21 protein-coding genes and 2 pseudogenes are annotated in these 18,367 nt (G+C 74.4%); 7 read left to right on the forward strand and 16 right to left on the reverse strand.

Going from position 1 to position 18,367, the window contains the following annotated elements:
• Nucleotides 1–87 precede the first annotated feature (87 nt).
• Nucleotides 88–306 (forward strand): hypothetical protein, encoded by a 219-nt coding sequence (locus F1C76_00405; GenBank protein QNG35276.1) that lies wholly within the window; start codon nt 88–90, stop codon nt 304–306.
• Nucleotides 303–737: a hypothetical protein gene (locus tag F1C76_00410; GenBank protein QNG35277.1), complete on the forward strand. Its 435-nt coding sequence runs from the start codon at nt 303–305 to the stop codon at nt 735–737. The genes F1C76_00405 and F1C76_00410 overlap by 4 nt, the downstream gene beginning before the upstream one ends.
• A 1-nt stretch (nt 738) precedes the next feature.
• Here F1C76_00410 and F1C76_00415 read toward each other — a convergent pair whose 3' ends face one another.
• Genes F1C76_00415 through F1C76_00435 form a run of 5 tightly spaced genes read right to left on the reverse strand, consistent with a single transcriptional unit; the run spans nt 739 to nt 3,753 of the window.
• A complete protein-coding gene (locus tag F1C76_00415; protein QNG35278.1) occupies nt 739–1,203 on the reverse strand; it encodes a hypothetical protein in 465 nt (154 codons plus the stop codon).
• Nucleotides 1,200–1,577: an ankyrin repeat domain-containing protein gene (locus F1C76_00420; protein ID QNG38897.1), complete on the reverse strand. Its 378-nt coding sequence runs from the start codon at nt 1,575–1,577 to the stop codon at nt 1,200–1,202. The genes F1C76_00415 and F1C76_00420 overlap by 4 nt, the downstream gene beginning before the upstream one ends.
• 33 nt (nt 1,578–1,610) lie before the next feature.
• Nucleotides 1,611–2,426 (reverse strand): pentapeptide repeat-containing protein, encoded by an 816-nt coding sequence (locus F1C76_00425; protein QNG38898.1) that lies wholly within the window; start codon nt 2,424–2,426, stop codon nt 1,611–1,613.
• Nucleotides 2,423–3,175, reverse strand: a complete 753-nt coding sequence (locus F1C76_00430) for a dienelactone hydrolase family protein (GenBank protein ID QNG35279.1) — start codon at nt 3,173–3,175, stop codon at nt 2,423–2,425. Before F1C76_00430 ends, F1C76_00425 begins: the two co-directional genes overlap by 4 nt.
• A 38-nt stretch (nt 3,176–3,213) precedes the next feature.
• Entirely contained in the window at nt 3,214–3,753 is a 540-nt protein-coding gene (locus F1C76_00435; GenBank protein QNG35280.1) for a hypothetical protein, read from the reverse strand.
• A gap of 100 nt (nt 3,754–3,853) precedes the next feature.
• On the opposite strand from F1C76_00435, the gene F1C76_00440 reads away from it, so the two are divergent.
• Nucleotides 3,854–5,404: a UDP-N-acetylglucosamine 1-carboxyvinyltransferase gene (locus F1C76_00440; GenBank protein QNG35281.1), complete on the forward strand. Its 1,551-nt coding sequence runs from the start codon at nt 3,854–3,856 to the stop codon at nt 5,402–5,404.
• 68 nt (nt 5,405–5,472) lie between these two features.
• Here the strand turns inward: F1C76_00440 and F1C76_00445 are convergent, their stop codons facing one another.
• From F1C76_00445 to F1C76_00455, 3 genes are all read right to left on the reverse strand, one after another.
• Nucleotides 5,473–6,027, reverse strand: a complete 555-nt coding sequence (locus F1C76_00445; GenBank protein QNG35282.1) for a hypothetical protein — start codon at nt 6,025–6,027, stop codon at nt 5,473–5,475.
• Complete coding sequence (locus F1C76_00450) at nt 6,024–6,617, reverse strand: hypothetical protein (GenBank protein QNG35283.1); 594 nt, start codon at nt 6,615–6,617, stop codon at nt 6,024–6,026. Before F1C76_00450 ends, F1C76_00445 begins: the two co-directional genes overlap by 4 nt.
• 64 nt (nt 6,618–6,681) lie before the next feature.
• Entirely contained in the window at nt 6,682–7,149 is a 468-nt protein-coding gene (locus tag F1C76_00455) for a PPOX class F420-dependent oxidoreductase (GenBank protein ID QNG35284.1), read from the reverse strand.
• A gap of 205 nt (nt 7,150–7,354) precedes the next feature.
• Here F1C76_00455 and F1C76_00460 point away from each other — a divergent pair, with 205 nt between their 5' ends.
• A complete protein-coding gene (locus tag F1C76_00460; GenBank protein QNG38899.1) occupies nt 7,355–8,587 on the forward strand; it encodes an AI-2E family transporter in 1,233 nt (410 codons plus the stop codon).
• A 6-nt stretch (nt 8,588–8,593) separates the two neighbouring features.
• Here F1C76_00460 and F1C76_00465 read toward each other — a convergent pair whose 3' ends face one another.
• Nucleotides 8,594–8,854 (reverse strand): DUF3253 domain-containing protein, encoded by a 261-nt coding sequence (locus F1C76_00465; protein ID QNG35285.1) that lies wholly within the window; start codon nt 8,852–8,854, stop codon nt 8,594–8,596.
• Nucleotides 8,855–8,917: 63 nt separating this feature from the next.
• On the opposite strand from F1C76_00465, the gene F1C76_00470 reads away from it, so the two are divergent.
• Nucleotides 8,918–9,919, forward strand: a complete 1,002-nt coding sequence (locus F1C76_00470) for a PAC2 family protein (GenBank protein ID QNG35286.1) — start codon at nt 8,918–8,920, stop codon at nt 9,917–9,919.
• A 58-nt stretch (nt 9,920–9,977) separates the two neighbouring features.
• Here F1C76_00470 and F1C76_00475 read toward each other — a convergent pair whose 3' ends face one another.
• From F1C76_00475 to F1C76_00500, 6 genes and pseudogenes are all read right to left on the reverse strand, one after another.
• Nucleotides 9,978–10,910: a DUF559 domain-containing protein gene (locus F1C76_00475; protein ID QNG35287.1), complete on the reverse strand. Its 933-nt coding sequence runs from the start codon at nt 10,908–10,910 to the stop codon at nt 9,978–9,980.
• Between the two features lie 135 nt (nt 10,911–11,045).
• Nucleotides 11,046–12,324 (reverse strand): annotated as a pseudogene (locus tag F1C76_00480) (aromatic acid/H+ symport family MFS transporter).
• 36 nt (nt 12,325–12,360) lie between these two features.
• Nucleotides 12,361–13,242 carry a formyltetrahydrofolate deformylase gene (purU, locus tag F1C76_00485; GenBank protein QNG35288.1) on the reverse strand — a complete coding sequence of 294 codons (882 nt, stop codon included), beginning with the start codon at nt 13,240–13,242 and terminating at the stop codon, nt 12,361–12,363.
• Nucleotides 13,243–13,264: 22 nt separating this feature from the next.
• Entirely contained in the window at nt 13,265–14,137 is an 873-nt protein-coding gene (locus F1C76_00490) for an ATP-dependent DNA ligase (GenBank protein QNG38900.1), read from the reverse strand.
• Nucleotides 14,138–14,148: 11 nt separating this feature from the next.
• A pseudogene (locus F1C76_00495) lies at nt 14,149–15,076 on the reverse strand (hypothetical protein).
• Between the two features lie 46 nt (nt 15,077–15,122).
• Complete coding sequence (locus tag F1C76_00500) at nt 15,123–16,061, reverse strand: Ku protein (GenBank protein QNG35289.1); 939 nt, start codon at nt 16,059–16,061, stop codon at nt 15,123–15,125.
• Nucleotides 16,062–16,226: 165 nt separating this feature from the next.
• Here F1C76_00500 and F1C76_00505 point away from each other — a divergent pair, with 165 nt between their 5' ends.
• Nucleotides 16,227–16,646 (forward strand): hypothetical protein, encoded by a 420-nt coding sequence (locus F1C76_00505; protein ID QNG35290.1) that lies wholly within the window; start codon nt 16,227–16,229, stop codon nt 16,644–16,646.
• Between the two features lie 228 nt (nt 16,647–16,874).
• Entirely contained in the window at nt 16,875–17,282 is a 408-nt protein-coding gene (locus tag F1C76_00510) for an STAS domain-containing protein (GenBank protein QNG35291.1), read from the forward strand.
• Nucleotides 17,283–17,362: 80 nt separating this feature from the next.
• Here the strand turns inward: F1C76_00510 and F1C76_00515 are convergent, their stop codons facing one another.
• Nucleotides 17,363–18,346, reverse strand: a complete 984-nt coding sequence (locus tag F1C76_00515; GenBank protein ID QNG35292.1) for an STAS domain-containing protein — start codon at nt 18,344–18,346, stop codon at nt 17,363–17,365.
• Nucleotides 18,347–18,367 lie beyond the last annotated feature (21 nt).

Consider the following 18,367-nt stretch of genomic DNA (forward strand, 5'->3'; position numbering starts at 1 on the left):
ACCACCCACGCTACGCGAGCCCGGGTGATCTCCGACTGCCTGCGTAAACGACGTTTCAGACGAGGCGCCCGCGGACAGTCCCCCGGCATGACCACTCCGAGCGACACCACCGAGACCCGCACCTTCGCCGACCTGGGCAAGGAGATGTGGTCCTACCTCACCGGCAAGGGCGCCGCCATCAACTACGAGTTCGTCGACATGACCGTCGAGGTGCCCCGCGAGATCGGCGCCGACGCCCCCCGGGCGACCTGGAAGCTCAACGGCACGCTGCGCATCACCACCGCCGAGGGCGTCTCCCAGGGATGACCGTCGGCCCGCTCGTCGTCCGGGCCGACCTCGCCCTCTCCGTCGACGGGCAGTCCGCCCGGCTGACCGGGGACGGCACCGACCTGACGCTGACGTCCTCGGACCCGGTGGGTCTGTGGCGCTCGGCGACGAGCGTGCCCTGGCCGGCCGGGGTCACCGTGAGCAGCGGTCCGCGGGCGGTCGGCGAGCTCGGTGACCTGCTCGCCGCCCACGGCCTGCACCTGGACGTCACCGGGCCGCAGGGCCGGGTCGCCGAACTCGGTCGCGGGGTGTCGTCCCCGGTGGGGCGCACCCTGACCGGTTCGGCGGGGGTCCGACTCGGGTCCCCCCGCGTGCTCGTCGGCACCCTGGCATCCGAGCCGTTCCCGTGGCGACCGGTCCTGGTCGCCGTGGCGGCCCTGCTGGTGGTCCGGGCGATCCGCCGCCGCTGACTCAGCCGGTCCGCTCGAGGTCCTCGTCCCACTCCCGGGCGGCGGTGACCAGCCCCTCGACGTCGACGTCGAGGGGCACGCCGCCGCCCAGCGGGGCTCCCGACACCGGGTCGGTCCACGCCGCTGCCCCGGCCAGGTGCACCCGCAGCAGGCGACGGTCGTCCCGGGCGGCGTCGAGCACGAACGACAGCGACGGCTCGTGGAAGACCAGCCCGTCCCCCAGCAGCGGTCCCGGCGCCTCGGCCACCGTGCGCAGCCAGGACCCGGTGCGCTGGGCGTCCCACGGGGTCAGGCACGGCTCGCGGAAGACCCAGTGCCGTCCCTCCGCGGTGTGCACCTCGCCGCGGACCAGCAGCCAGGTCTCCGACCAGTCGGGCCGGTCCAGCTCGACGGCGCGCAGCTCGAGGGTCTGCCGGCGGAGCACCCGCAGGTCCACCCAGGCGCCGTCCCAGCTGGTGAGCCTCATCGGCCGAGCAGCTCCGTCATCGCCGGGAGGTCGAAGAACTCGGCGGTGGCCCGGGCGCTGGGCCGGCCGTGGTCGGGGTCGGCACCCCCGTCGAGCAGCGCCTGGACGGTGCCGGCGGACTGCTTGAACACCGCGGCGGCCAGCGCCGTCTGGCCCCGGTCGTTGACCCGGGCGTGGTCGGCCCCGTGCGCCAGGAGCATCGCCACGGTGTCGGCCCGGCCCTGGTAGGCGGCCAGGACCAGCAGGGTGTCGCCCTTGGCGTTCGTCAGGTCGGCCGGGACCCCGGCATCGAGGTACTGCGCCAGCTCGTCGGTGGCGCCCTCCCGGGCCAGGTCGAACACCCGGCCGGCGAGCTCGATGACGTCGTCGTCCACCGGTGCGGGGTTCGGCTCGCTCACCCGGTCAGCCTAGGCAGGCCGCACCCAGTGCGCGGGCCGGACGACGTCGGACCCCAGCCGGGTGCCGGCGTCGCCCCGGGCCGCCTCCAGCTGCGCACCGGTGAGGAACAGCGTCCCGCGCAGGTCGGCCCCGGACAGGTCCGCCCCGCGGGTGTCGGCCCCGGTGACGTCGGCCAGGCGGAGGTCGGCCCCGCGCAGGTCCGCGCCCAGCAGCACCGCGCCACGCAACGAGGCCCCACGCAGGTCGGCACCGGCCAACGACGCCCCCGCCAGGTCCGCACCCCGCAGGTCCCGCGGTCGGCGCACCGACCGTCGGGCGTGCGTGCTCGCCCGCGTCAAAAGCGGGTTGACCGCGGCCCGCTCCGCGTCGACGGACAGCCCGCGCAGCTCCTCCGGCGTCCTGCGGGTGAGCGCGGCCACCCGCTCGTCGGCGTCGGCCACCTCGGCCCGCAGGTCCGCGGGCAGGTCGAGCGCCCGGGCCGCGGTGAGCAGCCAGCGCAGCTCGTGCAGCGCCCGGACGACGGGGAAGACCGTGGCGACCTGGCGCAGTTGCCCGGCGTCCCGGCGGTCCAGGCCCGGGAACAGCACCTGGGTGGTGTGCTGGCCGGCGCCGAAGCAGTCGTAGACCACGCAGCCGGGGAACCCCAGCGGACGCAGCCGGTCGTGCACCCCGCAGCGGTCGTCGGCGGCCAGGTTCGGGCACGGGGTCTCGGCGCGCTTGCTGATCGCGAAGTCCGCGCCCCGGGAGAAGGCCGGGACGACGCAGCACAGCGCGGCGCAGCGGGTGCAGTCCGCGCGGAGGTCCGTGCCCTGGTCCGTGCTCAGTGGGCGGCCACCCGGTCGGTGAGGGCCAGCAGGTGCTCCCACGCGTCGGCGCAGGCCGCGGCCCACTCGTCGTAGCCGCGGTCGAAGAACGAGTGCGGCGCGCCGTCGTAGACCACGGCGTCGACCTCGGCGCCGGCCGCGCGCATCCGGTCGGCCAGGGCCTGCTGGTCGGCGACCGGGGTGGCCTGGTCGTCGCCGGCGATGAGCATCACCGTGGGCTTGGCGGCCCGGTCGGCGGCGTCACCGACGCGGCCCGGCTGCCCGTAGAACCCCACGCACCCGGCCAGGTCCAGCGTGCCGCCGGACTGCCGCCAGGACTGGCTGCCGCCGAAGCAGAACCCGACGGTGACCACCGGCAGGTCCGGGCTGGTGCGGGAGCGCAGGTACGCGATGGCGGCTGCGGTGTCGGCGTCGACACCCTCCTCGGTGGTCTGCGGGACGTGGCTCTGCCAGTCGAAGTCGTCCTCCCGGGTGCCCTGGGCAGCGACTCCGGCCGTCCGGCCGAACCAGTCGATGGCGACCGCGGCCAGCCCGGCCTCGGCCAGCCGCTCGGCCAGCGCCACGTAGTAGGGGTGCAGGCCGCGGACGTCGGGCAGCACGACCACCCCCACCCGCGGGGTGGCCGCCGGGGCGGCGTAGGCGGCCGAGAGGTCGGTGCCGTCGGCGGCGGTGAGGGTCAGCGTGCCGCGCTCGGCGACGTCGCCGGTGCGGGGAGGGGACGGCGGACGGCTGTCGTGGTCGTGGCACATGGGTGCTGTCTACCCCGGTGCGTCCGGCCCCGCCCGGGTCAGGTGGCCGAGGAGTCGTCGGAGGACTCGGCGCGACCGCCCAGCGCGGCCGCGGCGACCTCGCGACGGGCGTCGGCCAGCCACCGGTGCTGCCGGTCGGCCTGCCGGATGAGGTCGTCGAGCAGGGCCCGGTCCAGCCGCGGGTCCTCGGCCGCCAGTCCGAGCAGGGTCTCGAAGCCGGCCCGCTTGAGCAGCACCGCGCCGCTGAGGAACTCGAACTCGACCACGGACGACAGCGGGGACCGCCGGAGGAACCGCCCGTTGGGCTTGAGCCGGGACAGCTTCTCGCCCACCCACACCGCGACCGGCTTGAACCGGCGGACCGGGAGCCCCAGCGCGCGCATCATGGCGGTCAGCCCGGTGCGCTCCTCCAGCAGCTCGCCCCGCAGCCGGTGCAGTCGCTGCTCGTACACCGTGCCCGCGTGCACGCCGATCATCCGCTCCACCAGCTCGATGCCCCCGGCCGCGGCGGCGAGGTGGTCGTTGCAGTAGACGCCGAGCAGTTCGACGTCGCGCACGGCTCCGCTGGACTGGGGCACAGGAGCTCCTCGGGGTGGCGGTACGGGATCAGACGGGACACATCATGTCGCGGCTCCGGCGCCACGGCTCCATCTCACCTGTGAGATACCGTCGCGGGCGATGACGCTCACCGAAGAAGCCACCGGTCAGTCCCTGCGCCAGATCGGCACCCTGGTCCGCGACGCCCGCCGCCACCACGGTCTCACCCAGAGCCAGCTCGGCGAGCGCCTGGGCACCAGCCAGAGTGCGATCGCCCGGATCGAGCAGGGCAACCAGAACCTCACCCTGGAGCTGCTCGGCCGCCTGTCGGCCGCCCTGGACAGCGAGCTGATCACCGTCGGCTCCCCCGCCACCACCGGCCCCACCCACCTGCGGGTCTCCGGCGGCCGCCCGCTGGCCGGCTCGGTCACCGTGAAGTCCAGCAAGAACGCCGCGGTCGCGCTGCTGTGCGCATCGCTGCTCAACCGGGGGACGACGACGCTGCGCAACGTCGCCCGGATCGTCGAGGTCGAGCGGATCCTGGACGTGCTGCGTTCCATCGGCGTCGTCGCCACCTGGGACGAGGCCGGCCGCGACCTGACCATCGTCGTCCCGGAGCAGCTGGACCTGGCCGCGATCGACGCCGACGCCGCCCGGCGGACCCGCAGCATCATCATGTTCCTGGGCCCGCTGATCCACCGGGAGCCCGACTTCCGGCTGCCCTACGCCGGTGGCTGCGACCTGGGCACCCGCACGATCGAGCCGCACATGATCGCGCTGCGGCACTTCGGCCTGGAGATCGAGGCGCACGCCGGGGAGTACCAGGCCACCGTCACCGAGCCCGAGGCCCGCGACCGCAGCATCGTGCTCACCGAGCGCGGGGACACCGTGACCGAGAACGCGCTGCTGGCCGCCGCCCGGCACGACGGCCGCACCACCATCCGCAACGCCAGCTCCAACTACATGGTCCAGGACCTCTGCCTGTACCTGGAGCTGCTCGGTGTGCAGATCGACGGCTTCGGCACCACGACCCTGGTGGTGCACGGGCGGCCGGTGCTCGACGCCGACGTCGACTACACCCCCAGCGAGGACCCGGTCGAGGCGATGAGCCTGCTCACCGCGGGCATCGTCACCGGCTCCGAGCTCACCGTCTGCCGCGCGCCGATCGAGTTCCTGGAGATCGAGCTGGCGATCCTCGAGGAGATGGGGCTGCGCTTCGACCTCTCCGCGGAGTACCCGGCCGAGAACGGCCGCACCCGGCTGGTGGACGTCACCATCCACCCCAGCGAGCTCAAGGCACCCATCGACAAGGTGCACCCGATGCCCTTCCCGGGGCTCAACATCGACAACCTGCCGTTCTTCGCCGTCATCGCGGCGACCGCGACCGGCGGGACGCTGATCCACGACTGGGTCTACGACAACCGGGCCATCCACCTCTCCGACCTCACCCGGCTCGGCGCCGACGTCCGGCTGATGGACCCGCACCGCGTCCTGGTCACCGGGCCCACCCGCTGGTCGGGGGCCGAGATCGTCTGCCCGCCCGCGCTGCGCCCGGCGGTCTGCATCCTGCTGGCCATGCTCGCGGCCAAGGGCGACTCGGTGCTGCGCAACGTCGACATCATCGCCCGCGGCTACGAGGGCCTCTACGAGCGGCTGGTGGAGATGGGCGCCCAGATCGAGGTCTTCCATTAAGGACCTCGTCTCCCCCCAGGACACGCTGCGCGCGCCCCGGGACCCTGAGACGAGGCCGTTCCAGCACGTCACCCCCTGAGCAGGACCGCCGTCCCGGCGCAGGCGACGGACCACAGGACGCTGGTCAGGGTGCCGATGATGAAGCGCTCGGCGGCGGCCGAGGCCTTCAGCTCGGCGAAGCGGCCCAAGCCCTTGACGGCCAGCACGACGGGGAGCCCCTCGGGCCAGCCGGCGAGCAGGGTGCCGGCCACGGCCACCCGCTCCAGCACGCCGATCCAGGCCCCGCCGCGGAGCACCTCGGGGTCGCCCACCCCGCCGGCGGCTGCGGCGCGGGTGGGGTCGGCGGCGGTGAGGACGGCGGCGGCCACCGGTCCCCCGCCCAGCCCGGCCGCCAGCACGGCGAGGACCGTGCCCGCCGCGACCACCGGGGCCTCGGCCGGACCGGCGGACCAGGCCAGGACGGCGGCGACCGCCAGCAGGCCCAGCAGTCCCGCCGCACCGGCCCAGGCGCGTCGTCCCCTCGCCGTCCGGGCCGGCGCGCGGGAGCGACCGCCGGGCTGCAGCACCAGCACCCCGCCCAGCAGGGCGGCCAGGCCGAGGAACACCAGGACGAGCAGCGTCACCGCCCCTCCCCCTCGGCGCGGGCCAGCAGGCGGGCCAGGGTCGGGTGCAGGTCCTGCTCGGCGTCCCACAGCCCGGCGGCCAGCCGTTGCCCGACCGCCTGCCGGCTGACCCCGAGCCGGAGCGCGGTCTCGGCCTGGGTGTGCCCGGCGGCGACCAGGTCGATGGCCTCCCAGGCCTGCGGGCTGCGGCGCTGCACCAGCACGGTGAGCGCTGTCGCCACGGCCTGGGCGTCGGCGGCGGCCTCGGTGTCCTGCCCGCGCACCGCGACCCGGGCAGGGCGCTGCTTGGCGGCGTCGATGGCCCGCCGGGCGCAGAGGAACGCCGTCCCGGTGGCCGCCCGGGTGGAGTCCGGCAGCGGCGTCTGCACCGGGCCGGCTCCGATCCCGACGCTCCAGTTGCCGTCGCGGACCAACCGGGCCAGCACGGCCACCACGACGGCGGCGTCGTCCAGCACCCCCTGGAACTCGTCCCCGGCGGTGCGCTCGAAGCCGAGCACCGCCGGGGTGCCGGCGAGGCTGTCGAGCACGTCGGGGACCCGGTCGGGTCCGGTGCGGCTGGACCGTTGGTCCACGGTCAACACGAAGGGCACCCCGCAAGCGTGACAGCTTGCTCAGCCCGGAGCAAGGACTGAGCCTTGGCGCGTCTCGGGCGGGTCAGTCGACGGCCAGCTCGGGCGGGAACCCACCGGTCGCGATCGGACCCCAGCGCACCGGGGTGACCCGGATGAGCGACTTGCCCTGGCGCACCATCGCCGCCCGGTACTCGTCCCAGTCGGGGTGCTCCCCCGAGATCGACCGGAAGTACTCCACCAGCGGCTCGACCGACTCGGGCAGGTCGAGCACCTCGGCGGTGCCGTCCACCTGCACCCACGGACCGTCCCAGTCGTCGGAGATCACCACGACGCTCACCCGCTCGTCGGCCCGGGCGTTCGCGCTCTTGGCCCGCTGCGGGTACGTCGAGACGACGATCCGGCCCTCGGTGTCGACCCCGCAGCTGACCGGGGAGATCTGCGGCTCCCCGTCGCTGCGTCGGCGGGTGGCGAGCAGGGCCTTGTGACGGGGGCGGAGGAAGGCGACGAGGCCCTCGCGGTCGACGCGGTCGGCGGTGGCGGTCTTCGGCATGCCGCGACGCTACGACGGCCCACCGACAGACACCGCACCGACAGTCGGCTGCCCCACACCGGGTGGGGTCCAGCGGGTGGACGGGCCTCTGGTGTGCTCCGATGTCGGCATGGCCGACGCGCAGCAGGACGACGACAGCGTCGACACCCCATCCGACAGCGGGGCCACGGCGGCCACCACGGTCGAACGCACGGGCTCCACGAAGATGCCCCCGGCGGACTTCCACGACGACTCCGGCGAGCCGCCCTCGGAGACCGGCGCCCCGGCCCCGGGCCCCGAGCGCAGCGCCCGGCTCAGCGCCGCCACCCGCGTCCTGGCCACCTTCTCCTGGCGCCTGCTGCTGATCACCGGCGCCGTGGTCGTCATCGGCTACGTCCTCGGCGTGCTGTGGTCCTCCGTGCTGCTGCCCGTCGTCCTCGGTCTGCTGTTCGCCACGGTGATGTGGCCGCTGGCCAAGGTGCTGCGCCGTGCCAAGTTCCCCCCGGCGCTGGCCGCCCTCACCTCCGTGCTGCTCTTCCTGGCCGCGTTCATCGGCATCATCGCCGCCATCGCGCCCCCGGTGGTCGCCCAGGTCAACGACCTGGCTGACGGCGTCAGCTCCGGCCTGCAGAGCGTGCAGGACTGGCTGACCGGGCCGCCGTTCAACCTGGGCACCGAGGAGATCGGCACCTACGTCGACCAGGCCATCAACAGCCTGCAGGCCAGCGCCGGCTCGGTCGCCGAGTACGCCCTGACCGGGGTCGGCGCCGTCGGCACCGGCCTGGTCAACCTGGTCCTGGCCCTGGTGCTGACCTTCTTCTTCCTCAAGGACGGCCCGCGCTTCCTGCCGTGGATGGCCGCCCAGACCGGCCCCAAGGCCGCCCCGCACGTCGCCGAGCTCTCCCACCAGAGCTGGCGCACACTGTCGGAGTTCATCCGGCAGCAGGCCCTGGTCGGGCTGATCGACGCCGCCGGCATCGGCCTGGGGCTGCTCGTCCTCGGCGTCCCGCTGGTGCTGCCGCTGGTGGTCATCACCTTCTTCGCCGCGTTCGTCCCGATCATCGGTGCCTTCGTGGCCGGCGGCTTCGCCGTCCTCATCGCCCTGGTCAGCGACGGCTTCGGCACCGCGCTGTGGGTGCTGGCGATCGTGGTCGTCGTGCAGCAGGTGGAGGGCAACGTCCTCCAGCCGATCCTGCAGGGCCGGGGCCTCAAGCTGCACGCCGGCGTCGTCATCCTCGCCGTGACCGCGGGCACCGGGCTTGCCGGCATCATCGGCGCGTTCCTCTCCGTCCCCGTGGCCGCGCTGATCGCGGTGCTCTACCGCTACGGCCGCGACCAGCTCGACGGCCGGCACCCCGAGCGCGACGAGCAGGGCAGGGTGCCCGAGCTCGTCGGCGACGAGAAGGGTGCCCGCCTCACCATGAGCAAGGACCCGGTCGAGGACCCCGCACCTCGCTGAGGCCGGTCAGTCCGCGCGGGGCCGGCGCACCCGCACCGGCCCGCGCGCGGTCGCCACGTCGACGACCACGCCCTTCTGGGTGACCTCCACCTCCCCGGCGGCGGCGAGCCGACCGGCGGCGGCGCGGGCCGCGGGCATGAGGTCGCGCCAGTCGTCGTCCCCGACGGCACGGGCGGCGTCCGAGGGGCAGATGGACGACGTCGCGGCGCGGGCGTCCAGCAGCTCCCCGATGACCCGCTCCAACCGCGTGTCGACGTCCTCTGCCATGCCCGACAGCGTCGACCTCCGGCGCGCCGCGCGCCAACGGAGGACGATGGCGTCTGGCCGGGAATGGAGCGGGCCCCCGTGGGGCTGCTCCTGGAGACAGGGCCACCCGGCCGCCGTCGACCCCAGGAGGGACCCACCGTGCCGCTGCACCCCGAGGACCTCGTCGAGGTGTTCCCCGAGGCCGACCGCCTCGTCGAGCGCACCGCTGCCGACGAGCTGGTGCTCGTGCACGACCTGGCCGGCGAGTACGACGCCGCGCACGCCAGCGCGCTCGCCGGGTCGCACCTGCTGGCCAGCCTCAGCCACGAGGTGGTCGCCCGCTTCGACGCCGACGCGCTGGTCGACTACCGCGGCCACCGGCCGCGGATCACCTTCTCCGGCGACCGCTACGAGAGCTTCGCCGCCCCGGAGATCACCCTCTACGCGGTCGAGGACGACGGCGGCACCCCCTTCCTGCTGCTCCACGGCACGGAGCCCGACTTCGCCTGGGAGCGGTTCACCCGCTCGGTGCTCGGTCTGGTGGAGCGGCTCGGGGTGACCCGGATGGTGATGCTGCAGGCGATCCCGATGCCGGTGCCGCACACCCGCCCGGTCACCGTCACCGCGCACGCCACGCGGCGCGAGCTGATCGAGAGCTACCCGGTCTACTGGGGCGAGATGCGCATCCCGGGCAGCGCCGGCGCCCTGCTGGAGCTGCGCGCGGGCGAGGCCGGGGTCGACGCCCTGGGCATCGCCGCCCACGTGCCGCACTACCTCTCGCAGGCCACCTTCCCGGCGGCGTCGCTGACCCTGCTGGAGCACCTGGAGACCCTCACCGGCCTGCACGTGCCCACCGAGACCCTCCGCGAGGCCGCCGAGGCCAACCGCACCGAGATCGACGCCCAGATCGGCCGCTCCACCGAGAACACCGCCGTCGTCGCGCAGCTGGAGACCCAGTACGACGACTTCACCGCCGCCCGCGAGGGCACCGGCCTCCTGAGCGCCTCCGGGGAGATGCCCAGCGGCGAGGAGCTCGGCGACCAGATCGAGGCCTTCCTGGCCGAGCAGGACCGCCGCACGGACTGACGGTGCGCCGGTTGCGCCCGAGGCGGCCAGAACACGCTTCCTCCTGGCCGCCTGGGGCTCAACCAGCGACTCCGCGCTCGTGCAGGCGGCGAGCCACGACGGCGGCGATCTCGCGGCGGCAGCCACCGGGGTCCTGCGTCATGCGCTCGTAGCTGTAGCGCAGCACCACCCAGCCGAGGACGGAGAGACCCGCGTCCCGCCGCATGTCCCGCTCGCGGTCCTGACGACTGCTGTGGAAGCGGTGCCCGTCCATCTCGACCACCACCCGCGCAGCCGGCCAGGCGGCGTCGAGGAACACCCGTCGGCCGTCCGGCAGCCTCACCCGGTGCTGGTGCACGCACCCGGGAAGCCCCGGGAGCTGCAGCACGTGCAGGAGACCGAACACCTCGAGCTCGCTCTGACACCCCCGCTCCACGAGGTCCAGCAGCGCCTCCAGGGCCCGGACGCCCGGATGCCGGCCGTGCACCGCGGAGGCGGTCCGTACCTCGTCGGTCGCCACGCGCCGCTCGCGGACCGCCGCGATGACCGCCTGCCGGACGGCGGCCACGTCCCGGACTGCGCGTGGGTTCCAGCCGGGTGCGTGTGCCCAGGCCCAGGCGTCGACCAGGCTCGTGGCCACGGCGGTGACCAGGAGGCCGTGCGCGGCGGCCAGACGGAGCCGGCCCGAGGTGCGGTGGACGACGACCCGGGAGGCGCCCCGGGGTGTCTGCTCGATGTTCACGAGGACGTGCAGCGGGGCCGTGTCCCTGGACAGCAGCCCGTGGGCGATCAGCGCCGAGCCGTGGCTGAGGGCGCCGCCGGTCCAGGTGAGTGCGGCGTGCGCCCGGACGTCCCACTCGGGGGCCCGCTGCGGCCGTACGACGACACCGGGGTGGACCTCCACCAGGTCTCCCGCGCCCAGCCACCGGCGCACGCTGCGCTCGCTGGTGAGCTCGGCGAGGTCCGTGCGGCCCAGGACGCCTCGCGGCAGGAGGAGGTCGAGGTCGTGCACTCGGGCAGCCTGCCGCAGTGGGGCCACCGGTGGAGGCGGGTGTCGCCACCCTGTGGACGGCCGCGCCCGGTTGCGCCCCAGACGGCCAGAATCCGCCGCGCTCTGGCCGCCTCAGGCGCAACCGCGGCGCGCGGGTCAGACGCGGGTGCGGGTGACCGCGAAGGCGAGCGCGCCCAGGGCGCCGACGACGGCGAAGAGGTAGAAGCCCCAGGGGAAGGCGATGCCGGCGGTGACCAGGCCGCCGGTGAGCAGCGGCCCGGAGATCGCCCCCACGCGGCCCACACCGGCCGACCAGCCCAGCGCGGTGGCCCGGACGTGCGGCGGGTGGTTCGACGAGGTGAACGCGTACACCAGCACCTGGGCGCTGAACACGAAGCAGCCGGTCAGGAAGACCATCGCGTAGATGCCCACCAGCGGCAGCCGGATCGACAGCAGCGCGAGGAACACCGCGCCGGCGGCGAACCAGGCGATCCCGGCCTTGCGGGCCCCGACCCGGTCGGCGACCTGTCCGGCGACGAGCAGGCCGACCACGGCGCCCACGTTGAGGGCCAGCAGGAACGCCAGGGCCGCGCCCAGGTCGTAGCCGGCCTCGCGCATAATCGTCGGCAGCCAGCTGTTGAGCCCGTAGACCAGCAGCAGGCCCATGAACGAGGTGACGCCGATGGCGATCGTCGTCCGCAGGTACGTGGGGCTGAAGAGCACCCGGATCGTCGTGGCCGCGGTCGTCGGCTCCGGCGCGGCGTCGGCGGGCTCCAGGGTGAGGCCGTAGGCGGTGGCGATCTGCTCGGCCTCGGCCCGGCGGCCGTGTGCGACCAGGTAGCCCGGGGACTCCGGCAGGTGCTTGAGCATGAGCGGGGACGAGCACCAGCGCGGGCAGGGAACCGATGACGAACATCCACCGCCAGCCCAGCGGCTCGATCACCACGATGGCCAGCGCGGCGGTGGCCACGGCGCCGACGTGGTAGCCGGTCATCACCGTGGTGGTGGCCCGGCCGGCACGCTTGCTGAACTCGTTGACCAGCGCGATGGCCGTGGGCAGGCAGCCGCCCAGCCCGATGCCGGCCAGGAACCGCAGGCCGCCGAACACCCACGCGTTCGGGGCCGCGGCGCAGGCCAGGGTCAGCAGGGAGAAGGCGACGACGGCGCCGATCAGCGCCTTGCGCCGGCCGATCACGTCGGTCAGCGCGCCGATGGTGAGTGCGCCGATCGTCATGCCGACCAGGCCGATGGTGACCACCGCGGTGGCGCCGGACCCGGACAGGGAGAACCCGTCGGGGGTGAGCAGCGTGGGGATCACGGTGCCCACGACGACCAGGTCGAACCCGTCGAGCAGGACCGCGACCCAGCACAGCGGGGCGACCCAGCCCGCGGCCCGGGCCGTGGCGGGAGGTGCGGTGGGGGCGGTGCGGGACACGGGGCCTCCAGGGGTGTCGGCGCTGACGGGGGGACCCTAGGCGAAGACGATGGTCTTGGCGCCGTCCACGATGACCCGGTCCTCGACGTGCCAGGTCACCGCCTGGGCGAGCACCTGGCGCTCCACGTACCGGCCGACCCGGCGCATGTCCTCGACGGTGGCGCGGTGGTCGATCCGGGCGACCTCCTGCTCGATGATCGGCCCGGCGTCGAGCTCGGCGGTGACGTAGTGCGCGGTGGCCCCGATGAGCTTCACCCCCCGGTCGGCGGCGGCCTGGTAGGGGTTGGCGCCCACGAAGGCCGGCAGGAAGCTGTGGTGGATGTTGATCAACCGCTCGGGGAACCGGCTGCAGAAGTCGGCCGAGACGATCTGCATGTAGCGGGCCAGCACCACGAGGTCGCAGTCCCCGACCAGCTCGAGCGCGCGGGCCTCGGCCTGCGCCTTGGTGTCCGGGGTGACCGGCACGTGGTGGAAGGGCACGCCGTGCGCGCGGGCCACCTGCTCGAGGTCGGGGTGGTTGGAGACGACGACGGCGATCTCGGCGGCCAGGTCACCGGCGCTCACCCGGTAGAGCAGCTCCTGCAGCACGTGGTCGGTCTTGGACACGAAGACCGCCAGCCGCGGCCGCTCGGTGGCCAGCACCAGCCGCCAGGTCAGCTGCCACTCCCCCGCCAGCGCGGCCAGCTGGGCCTCGAGCTCGGCCCGGCGGGTCGGCAGGTCGTCGAGCACGAACTCCAGCCGGAGGGTGAAGGTGCCGCCCGAGGGGTCGGAGCTGTGCTGCTGGCTGTCGGTGATGTTGGCGCCGGCGTCGGCCATCAGCCGGGACAGCACGGCGACGATCCCGGGGCGGTCGGGGCAGCGGACGACGAGGCGCCCGGTGTCGGTCAGGCGGTCGGCGGGGCGGGCAGCAGCGGGCACGGTCGGTGATCTTCCCAGAGCGTCAGGGCAGCTCGGCGGGCTCCCCGAGGTCGAACAGGTCCCCGAGCTCTGCCACCCGGTCCAGCACGGCGGCGGTGTCGAACACCAGCGGCCCGTCCAGCTCGTCCCAAGCGACCGGGGTGGACACCGTCGCCCCGGCCCGGGCACGCAGCGAGTAGGGCGCCACGGTGGTCTTGGCGGTGTTGTTCTGGCTCCAGTCGACCAGCACCTTGCCCGGCCGCAGCACCTTCTCCATCCGCCAGACCACCTCGGCCGGGGTCTCCCGGGAGAGGTCCTGGGCGAGGTCCTTGGCGTAGCGGGAGGGGTGCTCGGCGTCGGCGCAGCTGATCGGGGCGTAGACCTGCAGGCCCTTGCTGCCCGAGGTCTTCACCACCGGGTCCAGCCCGTCGGCCAGCAGCCGCTCGCGCAGCCGGCGGGCCACCGCGGCGCACTCCACCACGCCGGTGCCCGGCCCTGGGTCGAGGTCGAGCACCAGCAGGTCGGGCAGCTGCGGGACGCCGTCGTCGTCTACCCGCCACTGGGGCACGTGCAGCTCGAGTGCGGCCAGGTTCGCCGACCAGGCCAGGTCGGGGACGGCGGAGAGCAGCACCATGTCGAGCTCCTCGCGGTCCTTCTTCGTCGACCCCGGGGCGGGCACCGTCACGTGCTGCACCCAGGCGGGGGCGTTGCGGGCGTTGTTCTTCTCGAAGAACGACGCCCCGTCGACCCCGTTCGGCCAGCGGGTGAAGGTGCACGGCCGGCGGGCGACGTGCGGCAGCAGCACCGGGGCGATCCGCACGTAGTAGTCGATCACCTGGGCCTTGCTGAACCCCACCTCGGGGAACAACACCTTGTCCAGGTTGGAGACCTCCAGCTGGCGGCCCTCGATCTCCACCCGCACCCGGGTCACGGCTCGCGCTCCACGGCGCCGGGGTCGACGTCGTCGCGCAGCCCGCGCCAGGCCGGGTGCCGCAGCCGGCCCTCGCGGGTCCACTCGGTGAAGGCGACCTCCCCGACGAGCAGCGGCTCCACCCACTGCGCGTCCCGGGTGGCCGTGGCCGGCAGCACGCCGGTGAACGGCGACGACGCCCGTGCGGTGACGGCCCTGCCGAGGGAGTCCAGCGCCCGGTCGGTGAACCCGGTGCCGACGTGCCCGGCGAACACCAGGTCGCCGGCGTCGTCGTGCACGCCGACCAGCAGCGAGCCGATCCCGCCCTGCCGTCGTCCGGCGCCAGGACGCCAGCCGCCGACGACGACGGTCTGGTGGCGCACGTTCTTGACCTTGACCCACTCCGGCCCGCGCCCCCCGGGCCGGTAGGTCGACGCCGTCTTCTTGGCCACGACGCCCTCCAGCCCGTTGGCCAGGCTGGCCTGCTGGATGCTGGCACCGTCGCCGGGGAACCACGGGGTGGTCACCCAGCGCGCGTTGCCCAGGCCCAGTGCGTCCAGCCGCTCGCGGCGTTCGACGTAGGGCAGCCCGAGCAGCGACTCGCCGTCCCACGCCAGCAGGTCGAAGACGAAGAAGCTCACCGGCGCCGCGGCAGCCAGCCGGGCCACCTCGGGTCCGACCAGGTGCATCCGGCCCTGCAGGGCGCCGAAGTCGGGCCGGCCGTCGCGCAGTGCGACCACCTCGCCGTCCAGCACCGCCTCGTGTCCGACCAGGGCCTCGGGCAGCCGGGCCAGCTCCGGGTACCGCGGGGTGACGTCGGCGCCGCTGCGCGCCCGCAGCCGCAGCCCGTCGTCCCGCCACGTGGGCCAGCACGCGGACGCCGTCCCACTTGAACTCGAACGCCCAGCCGTCGGCGGTCGGCAGCTCGCCGGCAGTGGCGAGCATGGGCAGCGTCGTCTCCGGGACGACGTCGGGCGCCGTCACCGCACGCTCAGGCGCTCTTGGCCGCGGCCTTCGCGGCCGGTGCCTTCTTCGCGGCGGCCTTCTTGGCCGGGGCCTTCTTCGCGGGAGCGGCCTTCTTCTCCGCCGCCTTCTTCGCCGGAGCCGGCGCCTGCTCGGGCTCCTCAGCGGCCTCGGAGGACTCCGCCGGCTTCTTCCCCGCCCGCTCCACGCTGCGCCGCAGCGCGCTCATCAGGTCGACCACCGCGCCGCCGTCGTCGTCGGACTCGGTCTCCTCCGGGGCGACCACGTGACCGCCGGCCTGCTTGGCCTCCAGCAGCGCGGTCATCGCCTCCTTGTAGTCGTCGGTGAAGGCCGAGACGTCGAAGGTGCCGCTCATGGTGGAGATCAGGGACTCGGCCATGGCCAGCTCGGCGGGCTTGGCCTCGACGTCCTCGTCGAGGAACCCGAACTCCGGGGTCCGGATCTCGTCGGGCCAGCGCATGGTGTGCAGCACCAGCACCCCGTCGCGCACCCGCATGGCGGCCAGCGACTCGCGCTGCCGGATGGCGATCTTGGTGATCGCGACCTGGCCGGCCTTCTCCAGCGCGCTGCGCAGCAGCACGTAGGGGCGGGTCGCGGTGCCCTCGGGCTCCAGGTAGTACGTCTTCTCGAAGTGCACCGGGTCGATCTCGGCCTGGTCGACGAACTGCAGCACCTCGATCTCGTGCTTGCTGCCCAGCGGCAGCTCCTCGAGGTCCTCGTCGGTGAGCACCACGAGCTGGCCGTCGGGCAGCTCGTAGCCCTTGGCGATGTCGCGGTACTCGATCTCCTCGCCGTCGACCGAGCAGACCCGGCGGTACTTGACCCGGCCGCCGTCGGTCTTGTGCACCTGGTGGAACTTGACGTCGTGGTCCTCGGTCGCGGAGTACAGCTTGACCCCGATCGAGACCAGCCCGAAGGACACCGCGCCACGCCAGATCGACCGCATGGCCACTCCCGTCGAAGGTCCACCACGGCCCACCCTGGGCCAAGATCACAGGGTAGGGCCGCAGCAGGGGGCCCGGCAGCCCGGAACGCCCCGCCGGGTGTAGCGCACGCCCCGTCGGGGGTAGGTCGGACCGGACGCACCACAGACCCAGACGGAGGACACCCCATGACGCAGCCCGAGGGCCAGACCGCCCGCGACGTGTTCCCCGAGGACGACGGCATCCCCGAGATCGCCGACGACAGCCCCGAGGCCGCCGCGGCCGAGGACCCCCAGTTCGCCCCCAGCGTGGCCGGTGAGGAGGCCAACGCCAGCGTCGACTTCGGCACCACCGCGGCCGAGCAGGCCGAGGGCGAGGACCTCGACGGCCGGTTGGCCCGCGAGGTGCCCGACGTGGACGTCGACCCCGGCACCCGCCCGGCCGAGGACCCCAGCGCGCCGCTGGCCCAGCTGGACCAGGACGCCGACGCCGACCCGCTGGACAGCTCGGGCAGCGACGCAGTCGGGGACGACGTCCTCGCCAGCGGCACGGAGGCCATCGGCGGCCAGGGCCCCGAGGAAGGCGCGATGCACGTCGTCGAGGACTGACCCCTCCCGGGGCCGCCCCGGTGAGTTGTGCACGACCGCGCGGGGTCACTACTCTCCCGAGAGCGGTTGAGCAGCCAGCCGCCGTGTGGTGGTCCCGGCCTCGGCCGCGCCACGAACCGAACGAGTGACCTGCGTGCCGGGGCACCGGAGCCGGACCTGCCGTACGCGGTAAGTTGTCCGCGCTGACGTGTGCCCGTCGGGCATCGCTGCTGAGAGGAGCTGCAGTCCGTGACCTCATCTGACCTGCCCGCCGGGGGGCAGCGCGACGCGTCGGCTCCTGCCGACACCGCCGACGCTCCCTTCGACGACGTGATCACCCTGTCGACGTCCACGGACGCCGACGGGTCGGTCACGGTGACGGTCGTCGGCGAGGTGGACACCTTCACCGCTCCGGTGCTGCGCGCCTCGCTGGACACCCAGCTGGAGCAGCAGCCGAGCGAGCTCGTCATCGACCTGTGCGGTGTCCAGTTCCTGGGCTCCGCCGGGCTCGCCGTGCTGGTGGAGACCCAGAAGTCCGCGCGTTCCCGCGACGTGGGCCTCAAGCTGGTCGCCTCGACCCGGGCGGTCACCCGCCCGCTGGAGGTCACCGGCCTGATCGACCTGTTCACCATCGTGGACGGCAACGGCTCGAACTGAGACCCACCCCTCCTGCGGGAGGGCAGCACGTCCGGGCGCTCCACCTCAGGGTGGGGCGCCCGTCGTCGTCCCGGGCCCGCTCAGGCCAGGGACGCGACCGCGCCGACGCCGGCCAGGTCCAGCACGTGCCGGGCCACCGAGCCCGCCGGGGCCGCTACCGCGAGCTCCCAGCCCTCGGTGCGGGCCATCCGCGCGACCTGCAGCACGACCGTGACCGCGGCCGAGGAGAGCTCGGTGACCGCCCGCAGGTCCAGCCGGGCCGGCACGGCACCGCCCCGGCAGGCCTCCAGCAGCCGGATGCGCAGCTGGGGCGCCGCGGTGGGGTCCAGCACGCCCGTGCCGGTGACGACGGGCAGGTCGCCGGTGCGGTCCACCTCACCGACGGCGCCGTCGGTCTCGTCGTCGTCGAACGCGGGCTCGGGGACGTCGGGCACGCCGCAGAGCCGGGCCCGCAGCCGCACCGTCGTGCCGCCCTCGGCGCGGGTCTCCACCGCCACCTCGTCGGTCAGCTGCCGCATGATGAGCAGCCCGCGGCCGCGGTCACCGGGGTCGCGGTCGGGGGTCCGCCACCGGCCGGCGTCGGTCACCGTGACGGTCAGCCCGCCGTCGTCGTCGGCGTGGGCGGTGACCCAGAGCCGCCCGTCCACGCCGTCGGGGTAGGCGTGCTCGACGGCGTTCGCGCAGGCCTCGCCGACGGCCACCTGCACGGCGGCCCGCTCGGTCTCCCCCATGCCGGAGGCGGTCAGCCATCGCTCCAGCGAGCGACGGACGGCGGGCAGCGACGCCGGCCGGGCGTCGAGGGCCAGCGCGAGGTCCTGCTCCGGGTGCACCCGGAGCACCACCAGGGCGGCCACGTCGTCGCTCCCCCCGGCAGGGAGCAGCGACCCGGTGACCGTCTCGGCGAGCCGACCGTCGGCCACGGCGTCCCGGTCGGCGTTCGCGACCCGCCCGGCCGCGTCGAGCAGCGCTGCCCAGGCCTGGTCGGGCGTCCGGTCGTCCACGGTGAGAGCCCCGTCGGAGACCAGGACCAGCACCGCACCCTCCGCCAGGGTCGCGGTGTACACCGGGACGACCGCCTCGGGGAC

This window comes from Geodermatophilaceae bacterium NBWT11 (genome assembly GCA_014218215.1).
Classification (GTDB): Bacteria; Actinomycetota; Actinomycetes; order Mycobacteriales; family Geodermatophilaceae; genus Klenkia.

Coding starts and splice junctions, on each gene's coding strand:
- F1C76_00460 (QNG38899.1), top strand. CDS start 7,355: ATGCCCCCGGCGGACTTCCACGACGACTCCGGCGAGCCGCCCTCGGAG.
- F1C76_00405 (QNG35276.1), top strand. CDS start 88: ATGACCACTCCGAGCGACACCACCGAGACCCGCACCTTCGCCGACCTG.
- F1C76_00455 (QNG35284.1), bottom strand. CDS start 7,149: ATGCCGAAGACCGCCACCGCCGACCGCGTCGACCGCGAGGGCCTCGTC.
- F1C76_00500 (QNG35289.1), bottom strand. CDS start 16,061: ATGCGGTCGATCTGGCGTGGCGCGGTGTCCTTCGGGCTGGTCTCGATC.
- F1C76_00465 (QNG35285.1), bottom strand. CDS start 8,854: ATGGCAGAGGACGTCGACACGCGGTTGGAGCGGGTCATCGGGGAGCTG.
- F1C76_00430 (QNG35279.1), bottom strand. CDS start 3,175: ATGTGCCACGACCACGACAGCCGTCCGCCGTCCCCTCCCCGCACCGGC.
- F1C76_00440 (QNG35281.1), top strand. CDS start 3,854: ATGACGCTCACCGAAGAAGCCACCGGTCAGTCCCTGCGCCAGATCGGC.
- F1C76_00470 (QNG35286.1), top strand. CDS start 8,918: ATGGAGCGGGCCCCCGTGGGGCTGCTCCTGGAGACAGGGCCACCCGGC.
- F1C76_00505 (QNG35290.1), top strand. CDS start 16,227: ATGACGCAGCCCGAGGGCCAGACCGCCCGCGACGTGTTCCCCGAGGAC.
- F1C76_00415 (QNG35278.1), bottom strand. CDS start 1,203: ATGAGGCTCACCAGCTGGGACGGCGCCTGGGTGGACCTGCGGGTGCTC.
- F1C76_00410 (QNG35277.1), top strand. CDS start 303: ATGACCGTCGGCCCGCTCGTCGTCCGGGCCGACCTCGCCCTCTCCGTC.